This window comes from Neobacillus sp. PVCKKU3 (assembly GCF_058323225.1).
The window spans coordinates 1-24,323 of record NZ_JBLVQN010000051.1; the positions used below are offsets into that span (position 1 = coordinate 1).

Genomic DNA, 24,323 nt, shown 5'->3' on the forward strand with positions numbered 1-24,323 from the left:
CAGATTTACAATATACCATCTCTTTCTGAACTAGTCAACTGTTTTTTTCAAAAGACAGCAACTCAGTTCAGCAACAGTAATTAATATTACCGTAGTGATCTTTAAATGTCAACTATTTTTTTGAGATAAAATGTTTTTCGTCATATCTCTTAGCGACAAACGTAATATTACTAGATTATTTTTAACACGTCAACATGTTTTTTTGTTTTTTAAAGTTAATCCCCAAACATGACACCGCATTCTTATAGAATTAAAAGTTACGGTACATATCCTTCGCCCAAGCTGTAAGGGACAAATCTCCCTTTAATTTACGGAACATATAATAAGAAGATCTTATTAATGTAACGGAAAGAAGGTAAATGAATGCCTACCGGAATGCATCAAGTTGAGGTAGATGTACCGATCAATCAGGTTTGGGATTTTGTTAAGGATATGGATAATTGGGCTCCTCTTATCCCTGGATATATTCAACATCGGAAATTTACGAACCGTCAGTCGACTTGGGAGTTTAATAGTAACATAGGATTCATAAAGAAAAAGATCAGTCTGATGGTCACCATAAAAGAATGGATTGAACCAACAAAGATAACTTTTCAGTTAAAGGGGGTAAATGAAGGACTTTCTGGTGAAGGATATTTCCTAGCAGAGGCGGTAGATGCAAATAAAACGAAGATAACCGGCTTTCTTGAACTCATTGCCGGCGGCGCAATGGGTCCGGTAGTTAATGCGATCCTAAAGTCTCAGCTTCCTAAAGTAACGAAGGATATGGTTACTGCAATCGCTACTAAATTGGAGCAGCTTAATACCAATGTATCTCGAGTTTAGCCCCTAAAAAGGGACAGTCCCCTGTTTTGTTTAATTTGAGCGGTCTGTCCCGTTACTTAGCCATCCCCCAACTTCCAACAAAGTCCCCCATTTATTTTTTTAATTAAACGTTTGATTAATTGCAATGAAATGCTAATAAAAATAGGCTTTCCATTGGTTTTTATAACTAAAAACATTGTCGTTTACACAAACGTTTAATTAAATTTGTACATAACTCAAGTCAAGCGGGAAACTGGCATCTTTTTAGGGCAAAATAATTGCAGAATGAACAAGAAAATAACCGAAGAATTTATATCCCACCGCCTTCATCGCTCATGACCTCAACTGCAATTGTCAATATTCGCCAGATTTCCTTACTAGAAATCTATACAAACGTTTGGTTAAAAACTCGGACATGCGTGTTATGATTGGGCAAGACCTTAGAAGCTTCTAAAAAATTTGTCAGTTACTCAAACGTTTGATTGAATTCACAAAAACATTGCTGTTTAAGGAAGTTGCCTAATTAGCATATTAAAAAATTGCAGATTTTTGCCGACGGGAAAATAAATAGACAAAATGCTGCAGAAAGAAGAACCGTCCGACGCTGCTGAAATCACTTCATAAGAGGCAGATAAAAGATTCCCCCACAGGCTTGCTGATTGTCTCCAATAAACATATGAAGACCATTTTCCGTCTTGCCCTAAACCGTTTTGGTCTTCATCGACTTTATGAAGTCCATTTTTCATCTTACCCTAAACCGTTTTGGTCTTCATTGACCCTATGAAGACCATTTTCCATCTTGCCCTAAACCGTTTTGGTCTTCATCGACTTTATGAAGTCCATTTTTCATCTCGCCCTAAACCGTTTTGGTCTTCATCGACTTTATGAAGTCCATTTTTCATCTTGCCCTGTACTGTTTTGGTCTTCATTGACCTTAGGATGGTCCATTCAGAAGAGATTTTTCAACTTCGACACAGCCGTTTTTTTATCTTAATCAGGTTTTATTTTTTCTCAGTGATCTCGATCCGTCCCCTTGCCACATTCCTTAAGCACCATCACTCCAATCAAGCCAAATATGGAGAAGATGACTGGTGTGATGAAACCATAGTGGTAACCGGCGCTTAAACTGCCTGAAGCGTTCTGAAAGTGATCTAAGACATTTCCAAAGATACTTGGCAGCAATACGGCACTCAAGAATCCACCTGTATTCGCAAATCCGGAGGCAAGGCCGGATTCCATGACCGGAAAAGATTGACGAACGGCAGCAAACGTTAAGGCATTTGCCCCATATGCAAGACCAATAACAAAGAAAAGCATCGTTAACAAGAAATTGGGAGGATTCCCTTTAAATAAAAGAAAGGTAGACCAACTCAATATTAGAATGATATGAACAACCACATAAGGGCGTTTAATCATCTCTAGCCGGCTTGAAATCCAGCCAGATAAAGGAGCACCAATCAGTGCCCCGACCAGACCAATCAAAATAAGCTGGCTCGCCTCGGAACGTGTCATTCCATACATATCCATCCCATAGGGCACTGCCCATGAACCGATAAAACCTACATATGTTCCGACAATCCCAAAGTGACATAAGAATAACGCCCATGCCTGGCGATTCGAAACAATTCTTCTCAGTAAAACCAACGTTTTCTCACGTTGGGTCTCATCTTTTTCAATTATTGTTTTATCAGAAAGGACTTGTTTTGGCTTTTTGACGAGCACAAAATAAAGGAAAATGCCACATAGACATAATAATAGGCCTGTTGAAAAAAACGCAGCCCTCCAACCAATCAGGTCAATCCATAAGGAGAATGGAACTGTCGCCAACAGAAAACCAAGACTCCCCGTCATTGCCGCTACACCGATTAAGCGGGTAAATTCCTTCGCACTAAACCATTGGCTCAAGATTAACACCATATTGACCCAGATGGTCGCATCTCCCATCCCCGTAAAGATTCTGGCAAAAAACAAGACAAATTCATGGGTGCCGAGACTATAAATGATGGTACCGAGACCCGTAAGGATCGCACCGATAATGAGAAAAAAATTGGGACCAAATCGGTCAGCCATAATCCCCATCGGAATTTGCAAACCCGTGTATACAAAAAATTGAATGCTTGCCAGTAAACCAATCGTTGTTGCTGTTACATGAAAATCCCTCATTATTTGGTCCGTAATCAATCCCGGTGCAGTTCGCTGGCTCGACATTATTAAATAAGTAAACAGTACGGAAGCAAATACAACCCATCTAAATCGGTTATTTTGTTTGTCCAATGTATCTACCTCTGTGAACTTTTACTTTATATATATGGTTTTTCTGGCGGCGGTAGAAACTAGTTTTTGAAAAAAAGCGACTCCCATATTAAGAATCGCTTTTTGAAGACCTCATTTATTCATTGAAATTTATGCCTTTCCGCCTGGCAAATGTGCCCCGTATTTTGGAAGAATGGTATCCCTCGTATAATCATCCACCTGACGAAGGGTTTCAACGATAGCCGGCATATCCAATGCTTTCACAAGTTCATTAATGGCTTGGACACCTGCATCTGCATGCCCTTCTCTTTCCTCAGCTGTTGTCAAAAGCGGTGTAGCCATATGATCAGACGGCTCATAGAAGTAAGAACCCACTGCGCCGGATTGGTAAGCGTACTTCCCTAATGTATTGCCGGGATTTTTACTCATCCCTGCTAACATATGCTGCACTTCGTAAGTCACAGAAGGAGATTCAGGCATATTCAATGGAACATCTTCTAATCTGCCTAAAATTTTATAAGCACCAATCGTCATCTCATGGAATGAATCCATCAGATTGAAATTAGCTGCCTCTGCTGCTTTTAAAACGTCCATATACAGGGCAGGCACTTTCGTCTCATCAAAGAAATCACGAACCATGCCGCTTACGGTCAAATAAGCCGGGCCATGACTGGTGATATAGATTTGCCGTCTAAAGCCTTGATTGAGCAGAGACTTGGCGATTTTATCTAAATACGCCATTCCGTCCTTTACGCTCATTTGAATCGTTCCCCGGCCGACAATCGTTCCGCCTGGGAAGAAATACGGTAAGTTGTGCAACACAAGCCCATCTGATTCTTCCGCCATTTTTAAAGCGATCGCTTCCGCTAATACCGTCTCGGAATCCAGCGGTAAAGCTCCATGTGTTTCCGTTACTCCAACAGGAACAAATATAATATCATTTCTATTTAAATATTCTTCAACTTCCCCATTGGTCAGTTTTGAAAGGAATCTAGTACGCATATGAATCTCTTCTTTCTTGAAATTTCTATAAAAACCTATTAAACTGCTCTTCTTTCTTTTAATAGCGCATACATTTCATTTGTTCTCTTTTCATTCAGGTTATAGATCATCCCTACACCAATCAACATTAAAATGAATGCAGCGATTGGCATGCCGGTGTACATTTTTAATACACCTTCTGCTACTGCCGGTGATTGAGATTTTGCCCCGGAAACGAAGCCTACCCAACCTAATGCATAACTGCCGAGAGCGGAACCTAAACCCATCCCCACTTTACGAGCAAAGGAATACAAGGAATAAAGTGTTCCTTCGTAATGTTTCCCAGTTTGAAGCTCTGCATAGTCGATGCAATCTGTTACAAGAGCCCAAACAACCATAACGAAGACAGCAGAACCGATTGTAGCAAGGTTATATAAAACCATAAACACATATACGTTTTGAATTGTAACCAATGTCATTATGGCTGTTGCAACTAAACTAAAGATCGCAGTAGCTATGACTAAATTTCTTTTATTAAACTTCACAACTAGTTTAGGAACTATCGCGAATAACACGAGCGTGACACCAATGCTAATGAAAGAGTTGATAGCAAAAGCGCTTGGCATACCATAACGTTCCGCAAAAACAATTGGAGCTAATTGGCTTACACCATTGATCATAAGAAGAGAACCTATTGATGCAACCATCATTCCAATTAAAGGTCTATTTTTAATCGCTACCTTAAATGCATCCTTAAAACTGTAATCGGAATTGGCTCCTGCTGTATGATCATCACGAATACGTTCTGTTGATAATTTTACAAGTCCTGTATAAGCTAATACCGATAAAATACTAAATACAATGGCAATTTGAAAGAATGCATCCGGAACTACAGCCTTAGATTTATCATAGATAAACATTGGAACGAAGGATAAGAATCCAACTCCAACAACCATACCGCCAATCGCACGGGCACGAGATAATTTTGTGCGTTCAACAGGATCATTTGTAATAACAGATGCTAGCGAGCCATAAGGGATCGAGTCAGCTGTATAAGCAACACAGAAGAATAAATAAACGAATACTACCCAGATATGAGTTGCTGCGGATCCCCAACTGGATACGTTTGCAAAAGCTAATAAGCAGGAAGCGGCTAAAATCCATTTAGAAATATTAATATACGGCAAGAATTTATCGCCAGATTTGCCTAATTTCCAACGGTCAGGAAGAGTCCCCATTACCACATTGCAAATTGCATCAAAGAATTTGCCCAATAAAAACATCGTTCCCATAAAGTAAGGGCTTACCCCTAATACGTAGGTACAGAAGATTAAGAAAAACCCACCTATATATAAGTTAACAAAACTTCCCCCAATATCCCCTAGCGCATATCCAACCTGGTCTCTTACTCCAAACTTTTTCATATAAAACCCCCATTTTTCCTTGTAGATTTTGCAAACGCTTAATTTATTTCTTGAAATTAAGTATATATCTGATTTTGAAAGCGTTTTTATATTATAGTTGCATCCTTTTATAGTATAATTGCGAAATTTCTGTTTTAAAAAAAGTCCCAGAACGCAGAAAATAAGCGCATGAACTACTCACGCGCCCTTCATTTCTTTTTCAGCTTTTTAAATTCGACCGGGGTGATTCCTTCTACCTCTTTAAAAAATTTGGAGAAATATTGGGGGTTGCTGAATCCTACCATGATGGCAATTTCCGTCATGGTGAGATTTGAGTTCAGGATGAGCTCCTTTGCTTCCTTCATTCTTCTTAGGTTCCGGTAATTACTGATTGTTATGCCTTTTTCTTTTTTAAACGCCCGCATTAAATGTGAGGGGTGAACATGTATTTTTCGGGCTATTTCCTCCATTGAAATATCCTCTGCAAAGTTCATCTCTATATAGTTTTCTGCTTTCTCCACAATTGTTAAGCTGCCGCTATTTGATTTTCGGATTTTAGGGTCGGAATACTCTTTTATCATAAATGAATGAATCTGATCTAGTTTAGCGATGGTTTCGGCATGCTCAATCATAATGGCATATTTTTCTGAGATAAAGTGGCATTGCCATGGGCTTAATCCGCCCTTTTCTGCCGCATAGCTATAAAGGGTATTGTGTGATAATAGAATATTTTTATAGGATCGAATTTTATTATTCGGGACCCTGTTTAGAAGGTTAAATTGGTCATCTCTAAGCATCAGAAATGCATCATTTTCAAATTCAGTTATCAAGTCCCGATCACCCATTTGAATTCTATAGAGTAATTTTTCCCTTAACTTATGCCCGGCTTCAATGTATTCAGGTGTAAGTCCATTTCGATTAATATTTGGATTTGGAGTATCTGTTTGCTGATGATCGTTCATTCATTTTCCCTGCCTTACACATTTGGCTTATCCACCTATTATATTATTTTTTGCTACTTTCTTGCATTTAATTAAGAGACCTCGTCTGCCTCTTGCTTCTGCAGCCGTATTTTAATGACAAAAGGAATCTAATATACAGACTTATGTCAAAGAGATCCATGTAAAAATGAAGCACAAGAACCGTCCCCATGCCTCATTAATGACGAAAGTCACATAGATTTATTGACTTTGGTTACTATATCGGAAATGCCCTGTGGTCCTATAATCAAGAGTGTTAAATACAAAATGCCTACTGAATCGTCCTCTAAGGTTATTTTTTTGTAAATTTATGAAAATGGACTATTCAGAATGTGGCAGAAAAGGTATAATTTACCTGTTTGTAATACTTTTGTACTAGAAAGGGGTACATATTATGACTTGGTTTACCAAGTGGGCATTACGGAATAAGGCCGCATTAGCTTTTTCTGTCGTTGCCTCAATGATTTTTGGTATTTTCAGTTACACTACGATTCCAATGGAGCTAATGCCATCTGCTGATCAGCCGTACGTTACGATTTCAGTCGTCGGAAACGGCGTCGATGCCGTCAGCATGGATGAACAGGTCACACAGCCAATTGAAAAAGCCATAAACGGCGTTAAAGGAAAACAAAATGTAGTTGCACAGACCGGGAATAACTTTACCCAGTTGACCGTCACCTTTGAATCCAGCATTGATATCAAAGAGGCAAAACAGCAAATACAAGAAAGAATTTCGATGGTCAATCTCCCCAATGGAGTCATGAAACCATATGTAGTCAACCTCAACACATCTGAAATTCCAATTGTAGAATTAGGACTCACCTTTGATAAGGAAGTTGGCAATACTGAGCTAAATCTCGTAGAGAATGAGATTATGCCGATGTTCCAAGACTTAAAAGGTATCGGCAATGTCATCGTAAACGGCGGGAAAAATCAACAGGTAATGATTAAAGTCGATCCAGAAAAATTAGCCGCTGCTCGGTTCCCGCTTGAAAAACTTTATACTCTTCTTCAAGGAAAAAATGCATCCGTCGCAATGGGCGAGCAAACGCTAAATAACGAAGCAACAAGCATTATCGTAACAGGTAAATTAGAATCGCTTGACGATCTCAAAAACATCGAGTTAAACAGCAACACCAAACTGCAGGATGTTGCCGATATTACCATGCAAAAAGATACCCAAAGCATCACCCATTTGAACGGAAAGAATTTCATTGACGTCGTTATTCAGAAGGATTCCACATCCAATGCCGTAACGCTTGGACAACAGGTTGAAGACACGGTTAAAAAAATCAATCAAGACTACAAGGGAACGCTCCAAGCAACAATAGTGATGAATTTGGGTGATACAGTACTTGATTCTATTAATTCGATGACAAGAGAAGTATTGACCGGAGCACTATTTGCCACGCTTATTATCTGGTTATTCCTGCGCAGTTTCCGGATGACCCTGATCACGATTGTCAGTATTCCGCTGTCACTTTGCATTACGATGATTCTACTTTCTTTCTTCGGCGTTACCTTAAACATCCTCACGCTCGGAGGTATTGCGGTATCAGTCGGACGGCTAGTGGATGACAGTATCGTGGTAGTAGAAAATATTTACCGAAGGAAAAAAGATAATGAATTGACCCCCGCTTTTCTGATCGAAGCGGTAAAAGAAGTAGGAGCAGCGATCACGTCTTCGACTCTTACAACTGTGGCAGTATTCCTTCCAATGCTGATTGTTTCTGGAGGTTTACGTGATATTGTTGCCCCGTTCGCCATTACAATCACTTGTTCATTACTAGCTTCACTGCTTGTTTCGCTGACAGTGGTTCCAGCACTCAGCTGCCGGATGATGTCAAAAGTAAAGATGAAAGATCACAAGCAGAATTCCTTCTACCCATCACTGTTGAAATGGTCGCTTAACCATAAATGGCTGCCCATCACAATAGCAGTACTCGTTGTGGTTGGGTCTGTCGGATTATTTGTGAGCATGCCTAAAGGGTCTGTCGATCAGAAGGATTCCGCCTATATAGAAATCGGTCTTCGCTATCAAAACGGTACTCCATTTAGCGAAATGGAAGACGGGGTTGCGAAAATGGAGACCATCCTTGCAGATAAAGAAGGGGTAAAAACCCATATTACAATCGCGGGAGTCAATGAGGACGCTGCCCAATATGGCAATCTGCAGGATGCAAATATGGTACGTTTTATGGTTTTTCCTAAAGAGGGAACCGACTCCGCCAAATTTGTGAAAGACATCCGAAAAACAAAAGATCAGTTTCCAGATGCGGAGCTTACAGCTGACACCGCAGGATTGATGGGGACCAACAAAACGACTGTTTCCATTGATGTCATTGGAAAAAATGATGACGACATTAAAAAAGCCGCTGATAAGGTAAAGGAAAAAATCAGCAGCATTGATGGCGTCCTAAAAGTAGAAAGTAACGATCAAAATACAAAGCCAACCGTTACCATTCAGGTAGATTCAAAAGTAGCAAATGCACAGGAAATCTCCCAATCGATTTATGCGATGCTTCAGCCTGCTGTAATTGGAAGCATCAAAATAGACGGACGAACCACCGCCGTAAAATTAGGAGCACTAAAAGAGATTCAAACGGCAGACGATTTGAAAAATCTTCAGCTGATGTCACCAAATGGACCTGTTACTTTATCCAGCATTGCGAAGGTTGAAGAAAGCAAGGAGCAAGGCACGATCTTTACTAAGGACGGACATCATTATCTTCAAGTCACGGCTCAAGTCAATCCCGACAAAATGGTCGACGTCGCCGGCAAAATACAGCAGCAGCTTGTCACTTGGGGCAAGGATAATACGTTTGCCAAAGGAACAAGCGCTGAACTTACGGGTTCTTCCATGCAGTCATCCGATCAGTTAGGCGAACTTGCCAAACTGGCCATGTTCTCCATTGGAATCGTGTTTATGATTTTGCTTGTGACCTTAAAGTCGTTCCGGGCAAGCATCGCCATCTTGATTTCGCTGCCGCTTGCAGCAATTGGTTCGCTGTTAGGGCTGGTTGTTACCAACTCCAGCATTAATATTTCTTCTGGTATCGGAATGCTGATGCTCGTCGGAATTGTGGTAACGAATGCGATCGTGCTGGTTGACCGAATCCGTCATAACGAGGAAAGAATGAGTATCCGCGAAGCAATTTTGGAAGCTGGAACCGTACGTTTACGGCCAATTTTGATGACAGCACTTGCAACGGTATTTGCTATGCTGCCACTCTTATTTGCGCATGAATCAGCCATGAGCCTAAACCTTGTTTCCAAGGGACTTGCCGTCGTAGTTATTTTCGGACTCATCGTGTCAACGCTTCTGACACTGATTGTCATTCCGACATTCTATGAACTATTCCATTTCCGGAAAGCAAAAAAACAAAGGCTGCAGGCTGACCAAGTATCAGATACTTTAAGTCAATAAAAGTGGTTCACGGGACGGTTCTGCGGGACTAGAAATAATCAACTAGAACCGTCCCCGTGTATGCCCCAACTAGGGTTTGTTTTATACTTAAAAATTGCTTTAAATAGTTTTTTATAGCTCAGCTAGTCCTTTGAATAGTTCCACTCCAGTTTCAATGAGGTCATCTTGGAAGTCATACTCATAGCTATGCAAATTCGGGTAGTCTTCTCCGTTTCCAATATAACAGTAAGAACCTTTTGTGAGTTTCGTGTAGTGACCGAAATCTTCTGATGCACGGAACGCTTCCGTCATTTCAGCCATTGGAATGCCTTTTTCTTTGCAGACTTGACGAATTTTGTCAGAGCTCTCTTTATGGTTTGCTGTTTCTGGGAACTCCTCCTGATACTCAAAGCTCACCTTGAGCCCATAGTTTTCTGCTTCAGCCTTTGCAGCCTTTTCCAGATTCTCCTGAAGTTTGACCATCTCTTCTTCGTAACGTGCTCGAATCGTCATCCTTAATACACCCTTGCTTGCATTTACACCGAATGCTTTTGCACCAATATCAACTTGAACGATCGTGCATAGAACGATTCCTTTATTGTTTGCAGGAGAAATGTATCCAGGAATAGCATCAATGATCTTTGCAATAGCAAATGATGGATTTATACCTTTTTCTGGTTCGCTGGCGTGAGAAGGAACACCTTCCATATAGATGGACATACCCTTGGATGCAAATTGTGCTGTTCCATCAATGACATGGACCGTATTTTTTTCAACACCACTCCAATTATGCCAGCCAAAGATTTCATCAATATTGTTTTCCTTGATAAAAACAGAGCATTCGGCAGCACCATTCCCTGTTTCCTCTGCGTGCTGAAACAGGAAGAAGATGTTACTGTCACAGCCTTTCTGATCAATCTCCAAAGCGAAACCACAAAGAGTTGCAGAATGTCCATCATGTCCACATTTGTGAGAAACTCCTGGGAACTTCGAACCGTATGGGAGATTGATTGTTTCCTCAATTGGAAGAGCATCGAAATCTGCGCGGAAAGCTATGTTCCTTCTTCCAATCTTAGAATGATAGATTGCATAGAACCATGAGCCTCTATCGACAATTTCGAGCTGTGTATATTTTTTAAGAAAATCAATCAAATATTGTTTCGTCCAAATTTCCTGATTCGAAAGTTCAGGATGCTGATGTAAATCATGTCGCAATTGTATAGCCAATTCTAGATTTTTACTTTCCATTTTCATTCTGTCTCCCTTAATTAATGGCAAAAACCCTGCTTTCCAGAAGGATTACCAGGGTATTGCATCAAATGATTTTAATGTGATGATACAAATAAAATTTTTTATTTTATTTCTGTTTCATTGATATGGGCCTTTAAGAACGGCTCATAGTTCATTTCCTGCAGCTTCCCTTTTTTATTCAGGTACCTGCCAATAATAAAGTACAATATTAGCATCGGTACTCCAATGTAGAATGAAAATCTTGTATCAGGGCTGTAGGCAGTGTAAATGGCAATACCAACTAAAACCACTAAGCAGATGATCGTTGGAATCGGATAAGTTCCCATTTTGAACTTTAGCTTGTCTACAGAACCTCCGTTTGCCACCAGCCATTTTCTAAACCGATAATGGGAGAGAAAACTGCCGAACCAGCCAAGCAGAGTATTGAATCCAGCGATGGATGTCAGCCAAATGAACACTTTATCCGGTGAAACGAAGTTGGTGATAAGAGAAATCTGTCCCAGAAATAAAGTCAGAATAACCGCATTCGTTGGGATACCTCGTTTGTTCACTTTTCCTAATGCTTTCGGTGCTTTTCCTTCTTTTGATAATGCAATTAATGTTCTGCTAAGTAAATATACGATGGAGTTTGCAGCAGAAGCTAAAGATGTAAGAATAACGATATTCATGATTGCAGCCGCACCTGGTATACCGGCAAAGTCAAATAAGCCAGCATAACCATTACTCAAAACGCTTACATTTTTGTGAGGAACAACCAATCCCATAACTGTTATAGAACCAACATAAAAAATTAATATCCGGAAGAAGATTGTGTTGATTGCTTTAGGCACATTCTTCTGAGGGTTTACTGTTTCTCCTGCTGCTGATACAACCGTTTCAACCCCTAAATAAGACCAGACTACCCCAGTCATCATTAATATGACCGCTGTAAATCCATTCGGGAACACGGACTCGCTCGTCCAGTTGGATAATCCAATAAATCCTTGATGTCCAATTACTCCAAAGATCATTAGAATCCCCATAATCAAGAAAATGATAATGGCCAATACCTTAATTCCTGCAAACCAGTATTCAGCTTCTCCGTACGATTTAACATTGATCAAGTTTAAGACCAGAATCAATAATGAAATCCCGATACAGAATACAACCGGCGGAATGTTTGGGAAAAATTGATTTAATATCATTCCCCCTCCTACAATTTCAGCCCCAAGACCGAGAAAACCGTTAATGTATAAATTCCATCCGACCATGAAACCTAAAACCGGGTGGACAAACAAACCCGAATAAGTAGTATAAGCACCAGGAGTCGGCATGAAGGTGGACATTTCGCCAAGACCTTTCATTAAAACATAAACTAAAATTCCAATCACTAAATATGCAATAGGGCCCCCAAGAGCACCTGCTTTCGATACTACATTTCCTGAAGCTAGGAATAACCCTGTTCCAATTGTTCCACCAATGGACATCATAGTAATATGTCTACGTTTAAGCCCACGGTGCAACTCATTACCTTGATCCCCAAATTGTTTTTTTGGCTCCTCAATCTTTTTAGCAGCTTGCATAAAATTTCCCCTTTTTTCTTTAATTCGTTTCCGATCTTGTTTTCTGAGCAATTCTTCTGTTCCGATTGTGGCAAAGAGATGCTTTTCAAGAAAAACCGTCGGGAATATTTTGCTGGTTCAACAATCTGAACAAATTAAACGACTTACATTTTGTATATTGCAAGAAGCATGCCAATTTCAAAAGACTGATAAATCAGCACATTCAAAAAAGAATCTATTAAATTTATAATTCATTTCTAACTCAATGATTCTATATAGATTCAATTCGTGTCGAAAAATGTATGAAAACGTCTTATAACATGCTATAGTTTCTTACATAGGGGTTCAAATTGAGTCGCATACGAATCAAAAATACTGAAGGTTTAAAGCTTTTCTAGCATAAGAAAATAACTTATGAAAGGGGAAACACTTTGACTGCAAAGATCTTACAACAATTTGATGGGCAATTACTCTTAAAGATTATTAATACATTAAAAGATCCCATTTGGATTATTGATAACCAAGGGAATGTATTATGGGTTAATCAAGCAGCTTATGATTTTTTTTCAGTATTACAAGTCGATGAATTGGTTGGCCAAAACGTAATAGAAATGGAAAAACGAGGTTTATTTACCCCTTCTATCGCACGGCTTGTTATCGAACAAAAACAGTTTGTAAGCACCACGCAGGTCACTCAAAATAATGTTCACTTGCTAGTTTCCAGTGACTATATTCCCGACGAGAAGGGGGATATCCAATATATTGTTACCCATGCAAGACAATTATCCCAAGTTATCAATCAATCGAGTGAATTAGAAAAAATCGAATCTATTCTACAACTATATAAACAGCAAATTCGTCAACTCATCTTACAACAAAAAAATCAGCAATATGAAGATTTCTATGTTGGAAAAAGTAAAGTTTCTCTGCACCTTATCGAATGGTCCCAAAAGGTTGCGGATATAGATACAACGATTCTTTTAACAGGAGAAACAGGTGTCGGAAAAACGGCCTTTGCCTACAGTATTCATCAGCTGAGCAGTCGCAATAATAAACCATTTATCCATTTAGACTGCGGTGCCATTCCAGAGTCCCTCATTGAATCTGAATTATTTGGCTACAAAAAAGGGGCATTTACAGGGGCCAATGCCAATGGAAAACTCGGTTTAATCGCAGCAGCTGATCAAGGCACTTTGTTTTTAGACGAAATCGGGGAATTCCCTCTTCATCTACAATCAAAGCTTCTTCAATTTCTGCAAAACAAGACATATCGGATGATTGGGGATAACCAAGTCCAACAAGCGGATGTACGAATTATTGCAGCAACCAATGTGAATATAATGGAACGCGTCAAAGAAGGAACATTCCGTAAGGACTTATATTATCGTTTAAACATCCTTCCTATGGAAATCCCACCCTTACGTGAAAGAAAAGAAGATATTATTCCACTTTTGAATTTTTATTTAAAAAAATTCAATCAAAAGTATGGCCGTCAACATACTTTATCCAAAAACATAATGGATGCCTTATACAATTACAGCTGGGATGGAAATATTCGTGAACTTGAAAATCTAATGGAACGATTAGTGATTACCTCTGCTGGACCAAAAATCGATATAGACGATTTACCAAGTGACTTCCCCCTTCACCAGTCTCAACAAATGCTCTTCCAAAACGTAGAAGAAGTGAGTTTACCAATCTATTTGGAACAGATTGAAAAAAACATTTTAATTAAAGCTTATAATGATACCAATAGTACTTGGAAAACAGCCAAAAAACTCGGTGTATCCCAATCCTATGTCATTCGCAGGCTAAAAAAATTCAATTTGAAAATACGCGAGAAGGAATTGGTTGAGGAGTAGGTCCATAGGGACAGTTGAACCGTCCCCATGTCCTACAAAAACAGTGCCTGTCACGCCCCGAATAAAAATGGGGAAAGTGACAGGCACTTAATTTGATTGGAATGCTTTTATTGATCCTTCGGCATATAGATCATGGACTTGAATAAATCTCCATCAATTTGTATCGCAAATTTTCCTCCTTGGTTTTCAATGAGGCTTTGGGCAATAGAAAGTCCTAAGCCGCTACCTTGGCTGGTTCTGGATTCATCCCCTCTTTTGAAGCGTTCCATTAATTCATCTGCTGAAATATTCAATTCATAAGCAGACATGTTTTTGAAGGTAAGAAGAATCTCGTTCCCTACATCCTCGAATTGAATATATACTCTTGACCCTGGAAGTGCGTATTTGGAAATATTGGATAAGACGTTCTCAATGGACCTCCACAATAGTTTTCCATCAGCTAAGATAAATAGCTTTTCATCGGGGTAATGAATCTTTAGTTCCAGCCCGGAAGCCTCAATTTTATCGCTCACTTCTCCAAGCCCCTGTGTGACTAACGAGACAATATCGACCCGCCCCAATTGAACTGGAATATTTCCGCTTGAAGCCTTTGTTGCCTCAAATAAATCATCCGTTAAAGTTTTAAGCCTCTTTGACTTTTGATCCAGTACTTCAAGGTATTTTTCTACCTTTTCAGGATTTTTCTCTTGTTTCAATAAATCGACATAGGTAATGATGGCTGTTAATGGTGTTCGTATATCATGAGAGACATTCGTAATTAATTCCGTTTTTAATCGCTCGCTTTTCAGTTCGCTATCCACTGCTGACTTCAAACCATCAGTAATGCTGTTAATATTCTCAGCCAGACCAGCAAACTCTCCCTTTTCACCAACATAGATACGATGCTGGATATCGCCTTCTTTAATTTTGGCGACGCCTTCCTTTATGGCTTGGAATGCCTTGACCTTCTTAAGGGCAAACCAGGCCGCAAGACCAATGGTTATCGGGAACATAAAAAACGTTAAAGCAATCAGCACCGGGTATCCGATGACGATTAATACCGTCTTTACGGCGACACTTCCGCTCCCATAAACGTGTCTTACAAATTGAATCAGCCTGTAAACAATTTGGTAGGTTATAGTATGCTTGAAGATGGTTCGATATTTGATATGCCTTATGAGTGATAAGATCAATAGGAGTACTGCTGCCGAAATCGGGATGGTAATCGGAGTAACCAATTTCGGGATGTTTGATGATGTAAAGTTATCCAACAGGGCCACCCATAATGCCATTAACCCCATACATAGCAGGATATTCAATTCAACAAATAATTTATCAATCGAGTGCAGACGCAGCTCGTCATCCTTGAATGACTTTCTACCCGTCACGAACACTAGATACAGGAAGGAAAGAATGAAACCAGTCAGATAGGCTAGCAATTTATAAAAGCTGGCTGTTGCTATTCCTTTGGTGTCTTTCCAATCTTGGATTTTCGTTTGTAAAAACTCTTTGGAAAAAGCTACATAAACAACCTGGCCTTTCGGATCCCAATCCTCTTTACTCTGGATCACCTGAAGAAGATTTTCATTCTCCTCCGCTGCTTTTGGATACAGCTCATTTTTATAGTCTTCTAGGATGAAATAGGAAGGAAAGGATTTAAACTGTTCTTTTGTGGTATTCAAGCTGTTTTTATAGATATTGACACCATCACTGGCATAATAAAAAGGATTTTTAACCTCTTCTACCCTCTGCAATAATGAATGAAAATCTCTTAAATCATTCCTTATAAGCTCATCCCTAACTTGGGCGATCTTATCTGCGTATTCAGTTTTAAATTTTTCAAAGTTTTCCGCTTCTGTTAAATTGGGGTTATAATTCTTTGAATTACTTTGAAAGTCATAAAATAACTCTTGTTCTCGTCTTTTTAATTCATCCTCATTGATCGTTCCGCCATTTAAAATATGTTCCTCACTCTTATAGAACCCAACCAACCGGGTGAGATCCTCCGCAAGGTAACCACTTTCTTTTACAAAGGAATGGCTTTGAAAATAATTGTCTTGAAAAACAATGCTAAATTCCCCGTCATTCACCACTTCTACTTCAACAATCGTTTTCACTAAGCCTGTAAAACAGGTAATCACCAGGAGAAACACAATCATCTTTGTGATGATTGAATGGCTATATTTTTTCAACCTTGTATCCAACTCCCCACACCACCTTCAAATATTTTGGCTCTTTCGGATTGATTTCTATTTTCTCTCTGATTTTTCTAATATGAACAGAAACCGTGTTTTCCGGACTATATGCTGTTTCGTTCCAAACTTTTTCATAGATATCTTCCATGGAAAAAACTCTGCCGGCATTAGCCGTCAGCAGCTTTAAAATCTTATATTGTACCGGTGTAAGATGAACGGCCTCGCCATCAATCGTGACTGATTTACTCTCATCATCGATGGCGAGCCCTCCCGTTTGGTAAACATTACTCTTGGTTTCAAGACTTCCCAAGGTTGTATATCTTCTCAGCTGGGATTTCACTCTTGCGATTAATTCCAGAGGGTTAAATGGCTTCGTTATGTAGTCATCCGCACCGACATTTAACCCCAAAATTTTATCGTAATCCTCTGATTTGGCTGAGAGCATAATCAAAGGGATATTATTCGCTTCTCTAATTTTCATGGTCGCCCGGATCCCATCCAACTTAGGCATCATAATGTCCATAATGATCAAATGGATTGCTTGGTTATCAATGATATCAATGGCCTCCAATCCGTTATAGGCTGTGAATACTTGATAACCTTCATTTTCTAAGTAAACACCAATCGCTTCGACAATTGCCTGATCATCGTCACAAACTAATATATTCATAATAAATTTCACTCCTATATCTGTATCGGATATCCAATCTCCCCTTTACCTTTCGTCCTGAGACCATGATACCCAGCAAATCTTAACAAACCCATGATGCAAATCTTAAGATTTTCTTAACATGTACCAAGCATACCCGTATTTTATATCTTAGAAAACCTTATATAACAGGAAAGGGAACAGCTTTTGGCGCTGTTCCCTTAAATTACATAATTTGCTCCCTCTAAAAACTGAATGACCAATTGATTCACCACATGGGATTGTTCTGCAGGCAAACAATGTGAACAGTCGGGGATACGGTGAACCGTCATTTTTGGTGATTCCTCTGCGCGTTTGATTGCCTGATGGACAGACGAATAAATCACTTCTTCCTCACCGATTACAACTAAAGTTTCAGGCAGCATTTTTTTCAGCTCTGTTTCTTTAAAGACGGTCGGTGCCACTTTTAATTGAATTCTTCCAAATTTATAGCCTTTTAAGAATTGATCGTACAGTATTTGGTTGGGCGTATTTTGCTCAGCAAACATCCACTTATATAATTTTCTTATAGAGTGGGAGTTTCTTAATAGAGTAGCAGGGAGCAATTTGAACGGAAATTTCCAATTCAACCTACAAATGCTCATGACTGGCGCCAATAAAACCAATTTCTTGACTCTATCAGATTGCAAACTAAACTGCAGGGCAATCCATCCCCCCATGGAATGACCAATTAAATAAAAATCTTCAATATTCAAGGCATCCAGTACCTCATTCAACCAGCTGTTTAATTCCAGACGGGATGTGACCGGACGAACACATTCACTTTTACCAAAATCGCCTATCGTGTCGATGGCATATACTCGGTAGTTTTGGGACCAATCGGGAGCATTTGCAAACCACATTGTCGAACTTACGGTCATGCCGTGAAGCAGCACAACCGGCTGGGCATCCGTAGGGCCGCAGGCAATCACATGTGTTTTCCCAAAAGTCGTTTCGATATAAAAAGTCTCTACTTCCATGTTCCATTGTTTTAGCGAATGGTCATATTGCTTGTAATATAACTCTCTCTTGACCGGATCTGGAAAGGTCAAATTTTCTTCTTTTTCCAAGCCATTGGTCGCGTGCAAATCTATCATTTCACCCATAATGAGCCCTCCCTAAAAAATCTACTTCACTTTCCACAAAAAAGTTTTGCGATACACAAGAAACACGATTAAATTCACGAGCCCTGCCATAAGAAAAATCGGAGCAGCCCCCCAAACATTCATCACCCATCCCGACACATAGACTGTAACCGGCATCCCCACTCTGAAAAACGTTCCCGTAATTCCGCTGATCCGGCCAATCAGTTCGGGAGACGTTTGTTCAAGCCTGAACGTATAAGCACAAACAGAGTAAAATGATGTCGCCATTCCGCTGATAAATAGTGCTATAATCAAAATATGGTAATTATTTGAAACATACATTAACAAATAGGCAACCGAGTGGAGAATTGCGGATACGCCAAACAACACGCCGAGCCCCCACGACTTCCGCAGCTTGCTAGATAACATACTGCCCGCCATCCCTCCAATCCCGACAGCCGAGATTACCAGCGCCACTTTTGATGAAGCTAGGCCAAGGTCAATTTTTGCAAAAATAACCACTGTTGTCTGGACAACGACCATGGTTGAATTTAATACCATGATAAACATAGTCATCAGCCATAGGGCTTTGTTTGCCCTGAAGGCACTCCACCCCTCACGAAGGTCGACCAGGAAACCGAAGCTTTCCCGACGGCGGTATTCCGATTGATGGGATAATCGGGACAGGATGACAAAGCAAAGTATATAAGCAAAAGCGGTTACCAATATGCCCTTATAGAAAAACGGCAGCAGCAGCAGCAATCCGGAAATGACCGGTCCCATCACGCTTACAAATGTCTCGATGAACGAAAACTTGGCATTCGCAGAATGAAAATATTCTGGCGGTATGTTCAGTTTCACCAGCCCCACCTGTGCATTAAAATAACCGTAATTGAAAGTCATCAGCAAGAAGCCAATCAGGTAATAGAGCATTAGCCAGTTGGATTCTATTTTTAACAGCCAGGCCAACCATAGAAGCAGTCCGGCTTGCAGACCGATTGACCCGAGTGCAAATCTCTTTTTATTCAGTCGGTCAACGAACACGCCGATGAAGATACCAAACAGCAAATTGGGCAACAACTCCGCCGTCCGCATCGTGGTGACTGCAACTGAAGAATTCGTCAATTCTAACAAAATCAATGGCAGCAGCAGTTCATATATACGATTGGCAACACTCAGCAGAAAAGTTGAACTCAGCAGAATGAGGAAGGATTGATCCCTCCAAATACTCGCTGTTTTTTTGTTCACCTTCACAGATGTTATCGACACGATTCCATCCCCTTCCGTCTTTACTTTTATTGTAAGGGGAGTTCTCAATCGTAAAAATAGAAGAAAAGATGCGGTTTTATTTCGAGTTTTTAGGAGGGCGAAAATGAGATTAATCGAGGACTACAAAGCTATACGTGATTTTTACCAGCATCAGCCCAATCAAACACCCTTTCTGACCACAATGGAAGAACTCGCAAACATTCTATTTTGTTCGCAGCGTAATGCAAAGTTTATCCTAACAAAGCTGGTTGAATCAGGCTTGGTGGCATTTTCCCCCGGCCGCGGTCGTGGGAACAAGTCTCATCTCACCTTTTTAAAATCGGTTGACGAAGCTGTTTTTGCTGAAGCGGTTGTTCTTTTTAAAACCGGAGAGATTACGGAGGGCTTGGAGCTTGCCGCACGTTTCGGCACTCCCACTTTAAAAAACCGGCTTTTGCAATGGCTGACTCATTTTTTTGGATATGAAAAACAAGAAGTGAAGGATATCATTCGTCTCCCGATGTTTCGCACCTTCAATTCCATGACTCCTTCCAAGGCTTTCTTCGATTTTGATGTCCATCTTATAAGGCAGGTCTATGACACGATTGTTGTATATGATTATTCTTCAGAATTAGCGGCGGGACAACTGGCCCATCATTGGGAATGTAACGAGAACAAAACCGTGTGGACCTTCTATTTAAAAAAAGGAATCCTCTTTCATAACGGCAATGAATTGACCTCGAAAGACATACATCACACGTTTTCCTTGCTTGCAAGACCGGATTTTAAACAACTCTGGCTTGTCGAGAATATCCATTTCATCGAATGTTTGGACCCGTATGTAGTGCGATTCCATTTGCACAAACCCAATGCCCTGTTCCTGCCCTTCCTTAGCTTTCCGGCTCTTTCGATAGTTTCCTCGGGAAGTTCAGGCTATATCGGAACCGGACCTTTCATGGTTCATACATACAATAAAAATTACTGCGTTCTCGAAGCCAATCCCCATTACTATGAGGGAAGGCCCTTCGTCGATCGGTTTGAAATTTTGAATGTGCCAAAAGAATACGAGAAAGAATTGTTGGAGGATAAAAGCAGTATTTTTGTCAACACAGGCGAAAGCCGTTACTTTGGCAAATCAGGACATGAACTGATTGAAGGAAGCTATGAAGGTAGCAGCTTGTTTACATTCAATTTGCGAAAAAAGACCGGGCCTCAGCAAAACATTTATTTTCGGCAAGCTTTAAACAAATTGATTGACCGAAAGAAACTGATTGCGGAGCTTGGACCGCCTAGGATGATCCCTTCCTATAGTTTTGAAATGAACCAATCTCTACTTGCGACTTCTCAAAACGTGGAGGATAAGGAAATCGGGTTTCTTTTGCAGACATCCGGCTATCGGGGAGAAACTGTTCACCTATTCACCTACAACCGCCATCAACCCGATGCGGAATGGCTCAAGGCCGAAGCAGCCCAATATGGAGTCTTGATTGATGTCACGATTCTCGGCTGGAATGAAATGCTGAAAGAGGAAAACATCGACCAAGCGGACAATATTTTATTTGAGGCCGTGTGGGGTGAACAGGAATTGTCGAAACTCGAACTCTACCAATCAGGTTATAGCTTTTTACGGAGGCATCTTAGCCAGAGCACCGCTGATTTGATTGATAGAAAAATAGATGCCATCCTCTCAACGCCAAAGGGAAAGGACCGTTCGCTTCTTTTTTCAGAAATGGAGTCACTACTCCATTCAGAACAGGCTGTCGTCTTTCTGGTCCATAAAAAAATCGAGTCATCCTTTGATTCATCCATTAGAGGAGTACAGTTAAATCCCCATGGACAAGTCGATTTTAGAAATATCTGGATTAAACCAGAGCTTGCGAAAAAGAGGAAATAACTTAAGCCTAGATTTCATCTTTTTCTAGATTGGATTATAGATATACTGATTTTGAGATAGATAACTGGCTGCAAGTAAGAAAGCTTAGCATAATGGGGGAAAAAGCAATGAAGTCCATTTATAAAAATCCTGAGGGCAAGAAACAACTCCTCGAAATATATGACAAAATGCAAAGTGGATTGGAAACTGAAATTGAGGGGTTTTTTTAATAAGTCAATGAAGACCAATACGACCCCACGCAAGGCGGAAAATGGTCTTCATAAGGTCAATGAAGACCAATACGGCCACACGCAAGGCGGAAAATGGTCTTCATAAGGTCAATGAAGACCAATACGACCCCACGCAAGGCGGAAAGTGGTCTTCATAAGGTCAATGAAGACCAATACGACCCCACGCAAGGTGGAGAGTGGTCTTCATAAGGTCAATGAAGACCAATACGGCCACACGCAAGGCGGAGAATGGTCTTCATAAGGCCAATGAAGACCAAAACACCCCCACGCAAGGCAGAAAATGGTCTTCATAAGGTCAATGAAGACCAATACGACCCCACGCAAGGTGGAAAATGGTCTTCATAAGGGCAATGAAGGCCAAAGCCACCCCACGCAAGGCGGAAAATCGGCTTTCATCCACCTTCTTAGGAAGAGGAATTCAGTAGCCACCAACCTTCCCCATATCCCAGAACAACTCAAAATGAGGCATGAGAACCGTCCCCATGCCTCACTTACCTTATTAAACTGCCACATGAAGTACGTTTGCATTTACCGCCATTAGTACCAGCTCTGATATATCAACCACTTTGATCTGGTCCTCTACGCCAAGAGATGCGACTGCTGCTGTATACATAACCATATCTTTTGGACAGCTTACGACAAAGTGGGTTACTCCAGGTAATGTTAAGGCTTCTTTAATCCGGCTTTCTGAGGGGCGCTCTTGGACTCCTGATTCATTCATCCACATTCGGCCGCCGCCAGCGCCGCAGCATAAGCTTCCCCCGCGATTCCGCGGCATGTCTACAACCTCAACCCCGCAACGATTTAGGACCTCCCGCGGCTGTTCGAAAATCCCGTTCCACCGCCCGATATAACATGGATCATGGTACGTTGCCCTAATTCCAAGCGGGGACTCAACGGAAAGTCTTCCCTCATTGAATAATTCTAAAAATACCTGGCTGTAATGATAGACCGGCTTATCTAGTCCAAGCTTTTGATAGTCGTTAGCAAGCGCATTGAAACTATGAGGGTCTGTAGTAAGAATCCGATCAAAGTTTGCTTCTTTTAACGAAGCCATGTTTTGATTTGCCAGCTGTTCAAAAAGTCCAATTTCCCCCATGCGAAGTGCATCATTTCCTGAGCTTACTTCACTGTTAAATAACAAGCCTACGTTTAAATCGGCCTTTTTAAATACTGAACTTACTGAGTGAATGGAATTTAAAACGCCCGGGTCCGTCTCAAAGGATGCTACATCTCCCAAGAACCATAGCCAATCTACCTTTTCATTACGGGCGTCCTTGAAGCGGTAATCAACCGAAGCAGCCCAGGCCGGTCTTAGCTTATGGTCTTTTCCATACACATTTCCGTGATCAATGAGACCTTCCAGCGTTGCTTGTGCTCGTTCTTCTAATAATCCATTCTCAACCAATGAAGCACGCAGCCCGACAATTTTTGGTACATGTTCAATGAATACCGGACAAGCCTCCTGGCATGCGCCGCAAGTGGTACATGACCAAAGCGTTTCAGCAGAAATCACATTTCCGGCAATTGCCCAATCTTCATTCATTGCCGGCTTATTTCCATGCAGTTGTTCTAGATGAGCATCCCTTAGGTTTAGGATAAGCATCTTCGGTGATAAGGGAGACCCTGCTTTGTTGGCAGGACATACGTCTTGACAGCGTCCACATTCCGTACAGGTATATAAATCCAAAATGTCTTTCCATGTAAAGTCTTCATATGTTTTAATCTCCTCTAAAGACTGATTCGAGTCATCTTGTGAGACTAATTGGCCGGGCTGATCCATTTTCCGGAAGAAGATCGCCGGTACTGCAAAAAAGACATGCAAGTGTTTCGACGTTGGCAGGTACATCATAAAAGCAAAGATGATTCCGATATCCATTAAATAGCCAATTGTATAACCAATAGCGGGTATATTGGTTTGGTCCAGCCACAGGGCAATCCAAACCTTAGAAAGCATAACCCCAAGAAAATGGCCATCTTTCATTTCATCAATCCCGTATAACGAGTCTGCGACAAGCGGAAAAAACGATGTATGGATCACAATGCCAATCATAATAGCGGAAATCATTCCAAGGATTATTTCTCCATCGCGCTCATCTGACCCTTCATAGCGCTTCGGACGGATGACGCGGCGCTGGTAAATAGCCAAAACCACGCCAGTCAAAACTAGTAAAACCCACAAATCGATAACAGCTTGAAGTACCACCCCTACTGAAAATGTTGGGGAAATGACTTGCCCAATCGCTTCAATAATATCCAGCATCAGGATCACAAAACCGCTGAATATAAATAGATGGATGATCCCTGCCAAACGGTTGCGCAAAAGCCGTTTATGTCCAAATACCTGGACTACCATCGAGGAAAGCCGCTTGCCTATCTGATCCATCCGGTAAGTAGGCCGGCTCCGGCGCATTGCCAGCAAAATAGGTCTCAGTCTTAGAAGCATCAATGTTATTGATAAACCTGCCAATAAAATAGTCAGCAGGCCTAAAAGTCCTTGTAACGTCATCTTTTCACCATCCC

At 40.7% G+C, this 24,323-nt stretch carries 16 protein-coding genes; 4 read left to right on the plus strand and 12 right to left on the minus strand.

Annotated features, from left to right (window positions below; translation table 11 throughout):
* The first annotated feature begins 363 nt into the window (after nt 1-363).
* Nucleotides 364-825, plus strand: coding sequence for an SRPBCC family protein (locus tag ACNQGS_RS25165; RefSeq protein ID WP_491489716.1), 462 nt, complete (start codon nt 364-366; stop codon nt 823-825).
* A 485-nt stretch (nt 826-1,310) separates the two neighbouring features.
* On the opposite strand, the gene ACNQGS_RS25170 is transcribed toward ACNQGS_RS25165, so the two are convergent.
* From ACNQGS_RS25170 to ACNQGS_RS25190, 5 genes are all read right to left on the minus strand, one after another.
* The gene (locus ACNQGS_RS25170) at nt 1,311-1,550 is read right to left on the minus strand and encodes a hypothetical protein (protein WP_491489717.1); all 240 of its coding nucleotides are present in this window, start codon (nt 1,548-1,550) and stop codon (nt 1,311-1,313) included.
* Between the two features lie 265 nt (nt 1,551-1,815).
* Nucleotides 1,816-3,078 (minus strand): MFS transporter, encoded by a 1,263-nt coding sequence (locus ACNQGS_RS25175; RefSeq protein ID WP_491489718.1) that lies wholly within the window; start codon nt 3,076-3,078, stop codon nt 1,816-1,818.
* Between the two features lie 129 nt (nt 3,079-3,207).
* Complete coding sequence (locus tag ACNQGS_RS25180) at nt 3,208-4,059, minus strand: creatininase family protein (RefSeq protein ID WP_378588438.1); 852 nt, start codon at nt 4,057-4,059, stop codon at nt 3,208-3,210.
* 38 nt (nt 4,060-4,097) lie between these two features.
* Nucleotides 4,098-5,462 (minus strand): MFS transporter, encoded by a 1,365-nt coding sequence (locus tag ACNQGS_RS25185; protein WP_378588435.1) that lies wholly within the window; start codon nt 5,460-5,462, stop codon nt 4,098-4,100.
* A 188-nt stretch (nt 5,463-5,650) separates the two neighbouring features.
* Nucleotides 5,651-6,403, minus strand: coding sequence for a helix-turn-helix transcriptional regulator (locus tag ACNQGS_RS25190; protein ID WP_378588432.1), 753 nt, complete (start codon nt 6,401-6,403; stop codon nt 5,651-5,653).
* 412 nt (nt 6,404-6,815) lie between these two features.
* On the opposite strand from ACNQGS_RS25190, the gene ACNQGS_RS25195 reads away from it, so the two are divergent.
* The gene (locus ACNQGS_RS25195) at nt 6,816-9,848 is read left to right on the plus strand and encodes an efflux RND transporter permease subunit (RefSeq protein WP_491489719.1); all 3,033 of its coding nucleotides are present in this window, start codon (nt 6,816-6,818) and stop codon (nt 9,846-9,848) included.
* A 111-nt stretch (nt 9,849-9,959) separates the two neighbouring features.
* Here ACNQGS_RS25195 and ACNQGS_RS25200 read toward each other — a convergent pair whose 3' ends face one another.
* Both ACNQGS_RS25200 and ACNQGS_RS25205 read right to left on the minus strand, forming a co-directional pair.
* Nucleotides 9,960-11,075: a M20 metallopeptidase family protein gene (locus tag ACNQGS_RS25200; RefSeq protein WP_491489720.1), complete on the minus strand. Its 1,116-nt coding sequence runs from the start codon at nt 11,073-11,075 to the stop codon at nt 9,960-9,962.
* A gap of 104 nt (nt 11,076-11,179) precedes the next feature.
* Entirely contained in the window at nt 11,180-12,640 is a 1,461-nt protein-coding gene (locus tag ACNQGS_RS25205) for an amino acid permease (RefSeq protein ID WP_491489721.1), read from the minus strand.
* Between the two features lie 410 nt (nt 12,641-13,050).
* Here ACNQGS_RS25205 and ACNQGS_RS25210 point away from each other — a divergent pair, with 410 nt between their 5' ends.
* Complete coding sequence (locus ACNQGS_RS25210; protein ID WP_491489722.1) at nt 13,051-14,481, plus strand: sigma-54 interaction domain-containing protein; 1,431 nt, start codon at nt 13,051-13,053, stop codon at nt 14,479-14,481.
* 107 nt (nt 14,482-14,588) lie between these two features.
* On the opposite strand, the gene ACNQGS_RS25215 is transcribed toward ACNQGS_RS25210, so the two are convergent.
* The 4 genes from ACNQGS_RS25215 to ACNQGS_RS25230 form a co-directional block, all read right to left on the minus strand.
* The gene (locus tag ACNQGS_RS25215; RefSeq protein ID WP_491489723.1) at nt 14,589-16,664 is read right to left on the minus strand and encodes a sensor histidine kinase; all 2,076 of its coding nucleotides are present in this window, start codon (nt 16,662-16,664) and stop codon (nt 14,589-14,591) included.
* Nucleotides 16,639-17,325: a response regulator transcription factor gene (locus tag ACNQGS_RS25220; protein ID WP_491489724.1), complete on the minus strand. Its 687-nt coding sequence runs from the start codon at nt 17,323-17,325 to the stop codon at nt 16,639-16,641. Before ACNQGS_RS25220 ends, ACNQGS_RS25215 begins: the two co-directional genes overlap by 26 nt.
* 200 nt (nt 17,326-17,525) lie before the next feature.
* Nucleotides 17,526-18,449, minus strand: a complete 924-nt coding sequence (locus ACNQGS_RS25225; protein ID WP_491489725.1) for an alpha/beta fold hydrolase — start codon at nt 18,447-18,449, stop codon at nt 17,526-17,528.
* A gap of 21 nt (nt 18,450-18,470) precedes the next feature.
* Complete coding sequence (locus ACNQGS_RS25230; protein WP_491489726.1) at nt 18,471-19,697, minus strand: MFS transporter; 1,227 nt, start codon at nt 19,695-19,697, stop codon at nt 18,471-18,473.
* A gap of 103 nt (nt 19,698-19,800) precedes the next feature.
* On the opposite strand from ACNQGS_RS25230, the gene ACNQGS_RS25235 reads away from it, so the two are divergent.
* The gene (locus ACNQGS_RS25235; protein ID WP_491489727.1) at nt 19,801-21,570 is read left to right on the plus strand and encodes an ABC transporter substrate-binding protein; all 1,770 of its coding nucleotides are present in this window, start codon (nt 19,801-19,803) and stop codon (nt 21,568-21,570) included.
* A 729-nt stretch (nt 21,571-22,299) separates the two neighbouring features.
* Here the strand turns inward: ACNQGS_RS25235 and ACNQGS_RS25240 are convergent.
* Nucleotides 22,300-24,309, minus strand: coding sequence for a (Fe-S)-binding protein (locus tag ACNQGS_RS25240; RefSeq protein ID WP_491489728.1), 2,010 nt, complete (start codon nt 24,307-24,309; stop codon nt 22,300-22,302).
* Nucleotides 24,310-24,323: the final 14 nt, after the last annotated feature.

What these genes read in the sequence shown, in the direction of transcription:
- ACNQGS_RS25225 (WP_491489725.1), bottom strand. Translation starts at nt 18,449, where the DNA reads ATGGGTGAAATGATAGATTTGCACGCGACCAATGGCTTGGAAAAAGAA.
- ACNQGS_RS25165 (WP_491489716.1), top strand. Translation starts at nt 364, where the DNA reads ATGCCTACCGGAATGCATCAAGTTGAGGTAGATGTACCGATCAATCAG.
- ACNQGS_RS25220 (WP_491489724.1), bottom strand. Translation starts at nt 17,325, where the DNA reads ATGAATATATTAGTTTGTGACGATGATCAGGCAATTGTCGAAGCGATT.
- ACNQGS_RS25235 (WP_491489727.1), top strand. Translation starts at nt 19,801, where the DNA reads ATGAGATTAATCGAGGACTACAAAGCTATACGTGATTTTTACCAGCAT.
- ACNQGS_RS25170 (WP_491489717.1), bottom strand. Translation starts at nt 1,550, where the DNA reads ATGAAAAATGGACTTCATAAAGTCGATGAAGACCAAAACGGTTTAGGG.
- ACNQGS_RS25185 (WP_378588435.1), bottom strand. Translation starts at nt 5,462, where the DNA reads ATGAAAAAGTTTGGAGTAAGAGACCAGGTTGGATATGCGCTAGGGGAT.
- ACNQGS_RS25240 (WP_491489728.1), bottom strand. Translation starts at nt 24,309, where the DNA reads ATGACGTTACAAGGACTTTTAGGCCTGCTGACTATTTTATTGGCAGGT.
- ACNQGS_RS25205 (WP_491489721.1), bottom strand. Translation starts at nt 12,640, where the DNA reads ATGCAAGCTGCTAAAAAGATTGAGGAGCCAAAAAAACAATTTGGGGAT.
- ACNQGS_RS25200 (WP_491489720.1), bottom strand. Translation starts at nt 11,075, where the DNA reads ATGGAAAGTAAAAATCTAGAATTGGCTATACAATTGCGACATGATTTA.
- ACNQGS_RS25195 (WP_491489719.1), top strand. Translation starts at nt 6,816, where the DNA reads ATGACTTGGTTTACCAAGTGGGCATTACGGAATAAGGCCGCATTAGCT.
- ACNQGS_RS25190 (WP_378588432.1), bottom strand. Translation starts at nt 6,403, where the DNA reads ATGAACGATCATCAGCAAACAGATACTCCAAATCCAAATATTAATCGA.
- ACNQGS_RS25180 (WP_378588438.1), bottom strand. Translation starts at nt 4,059, where the DNA reads ATGCGTACTAGATTCCTTTCAAAACTGACCAATGGGGAAGTTGAAGAA.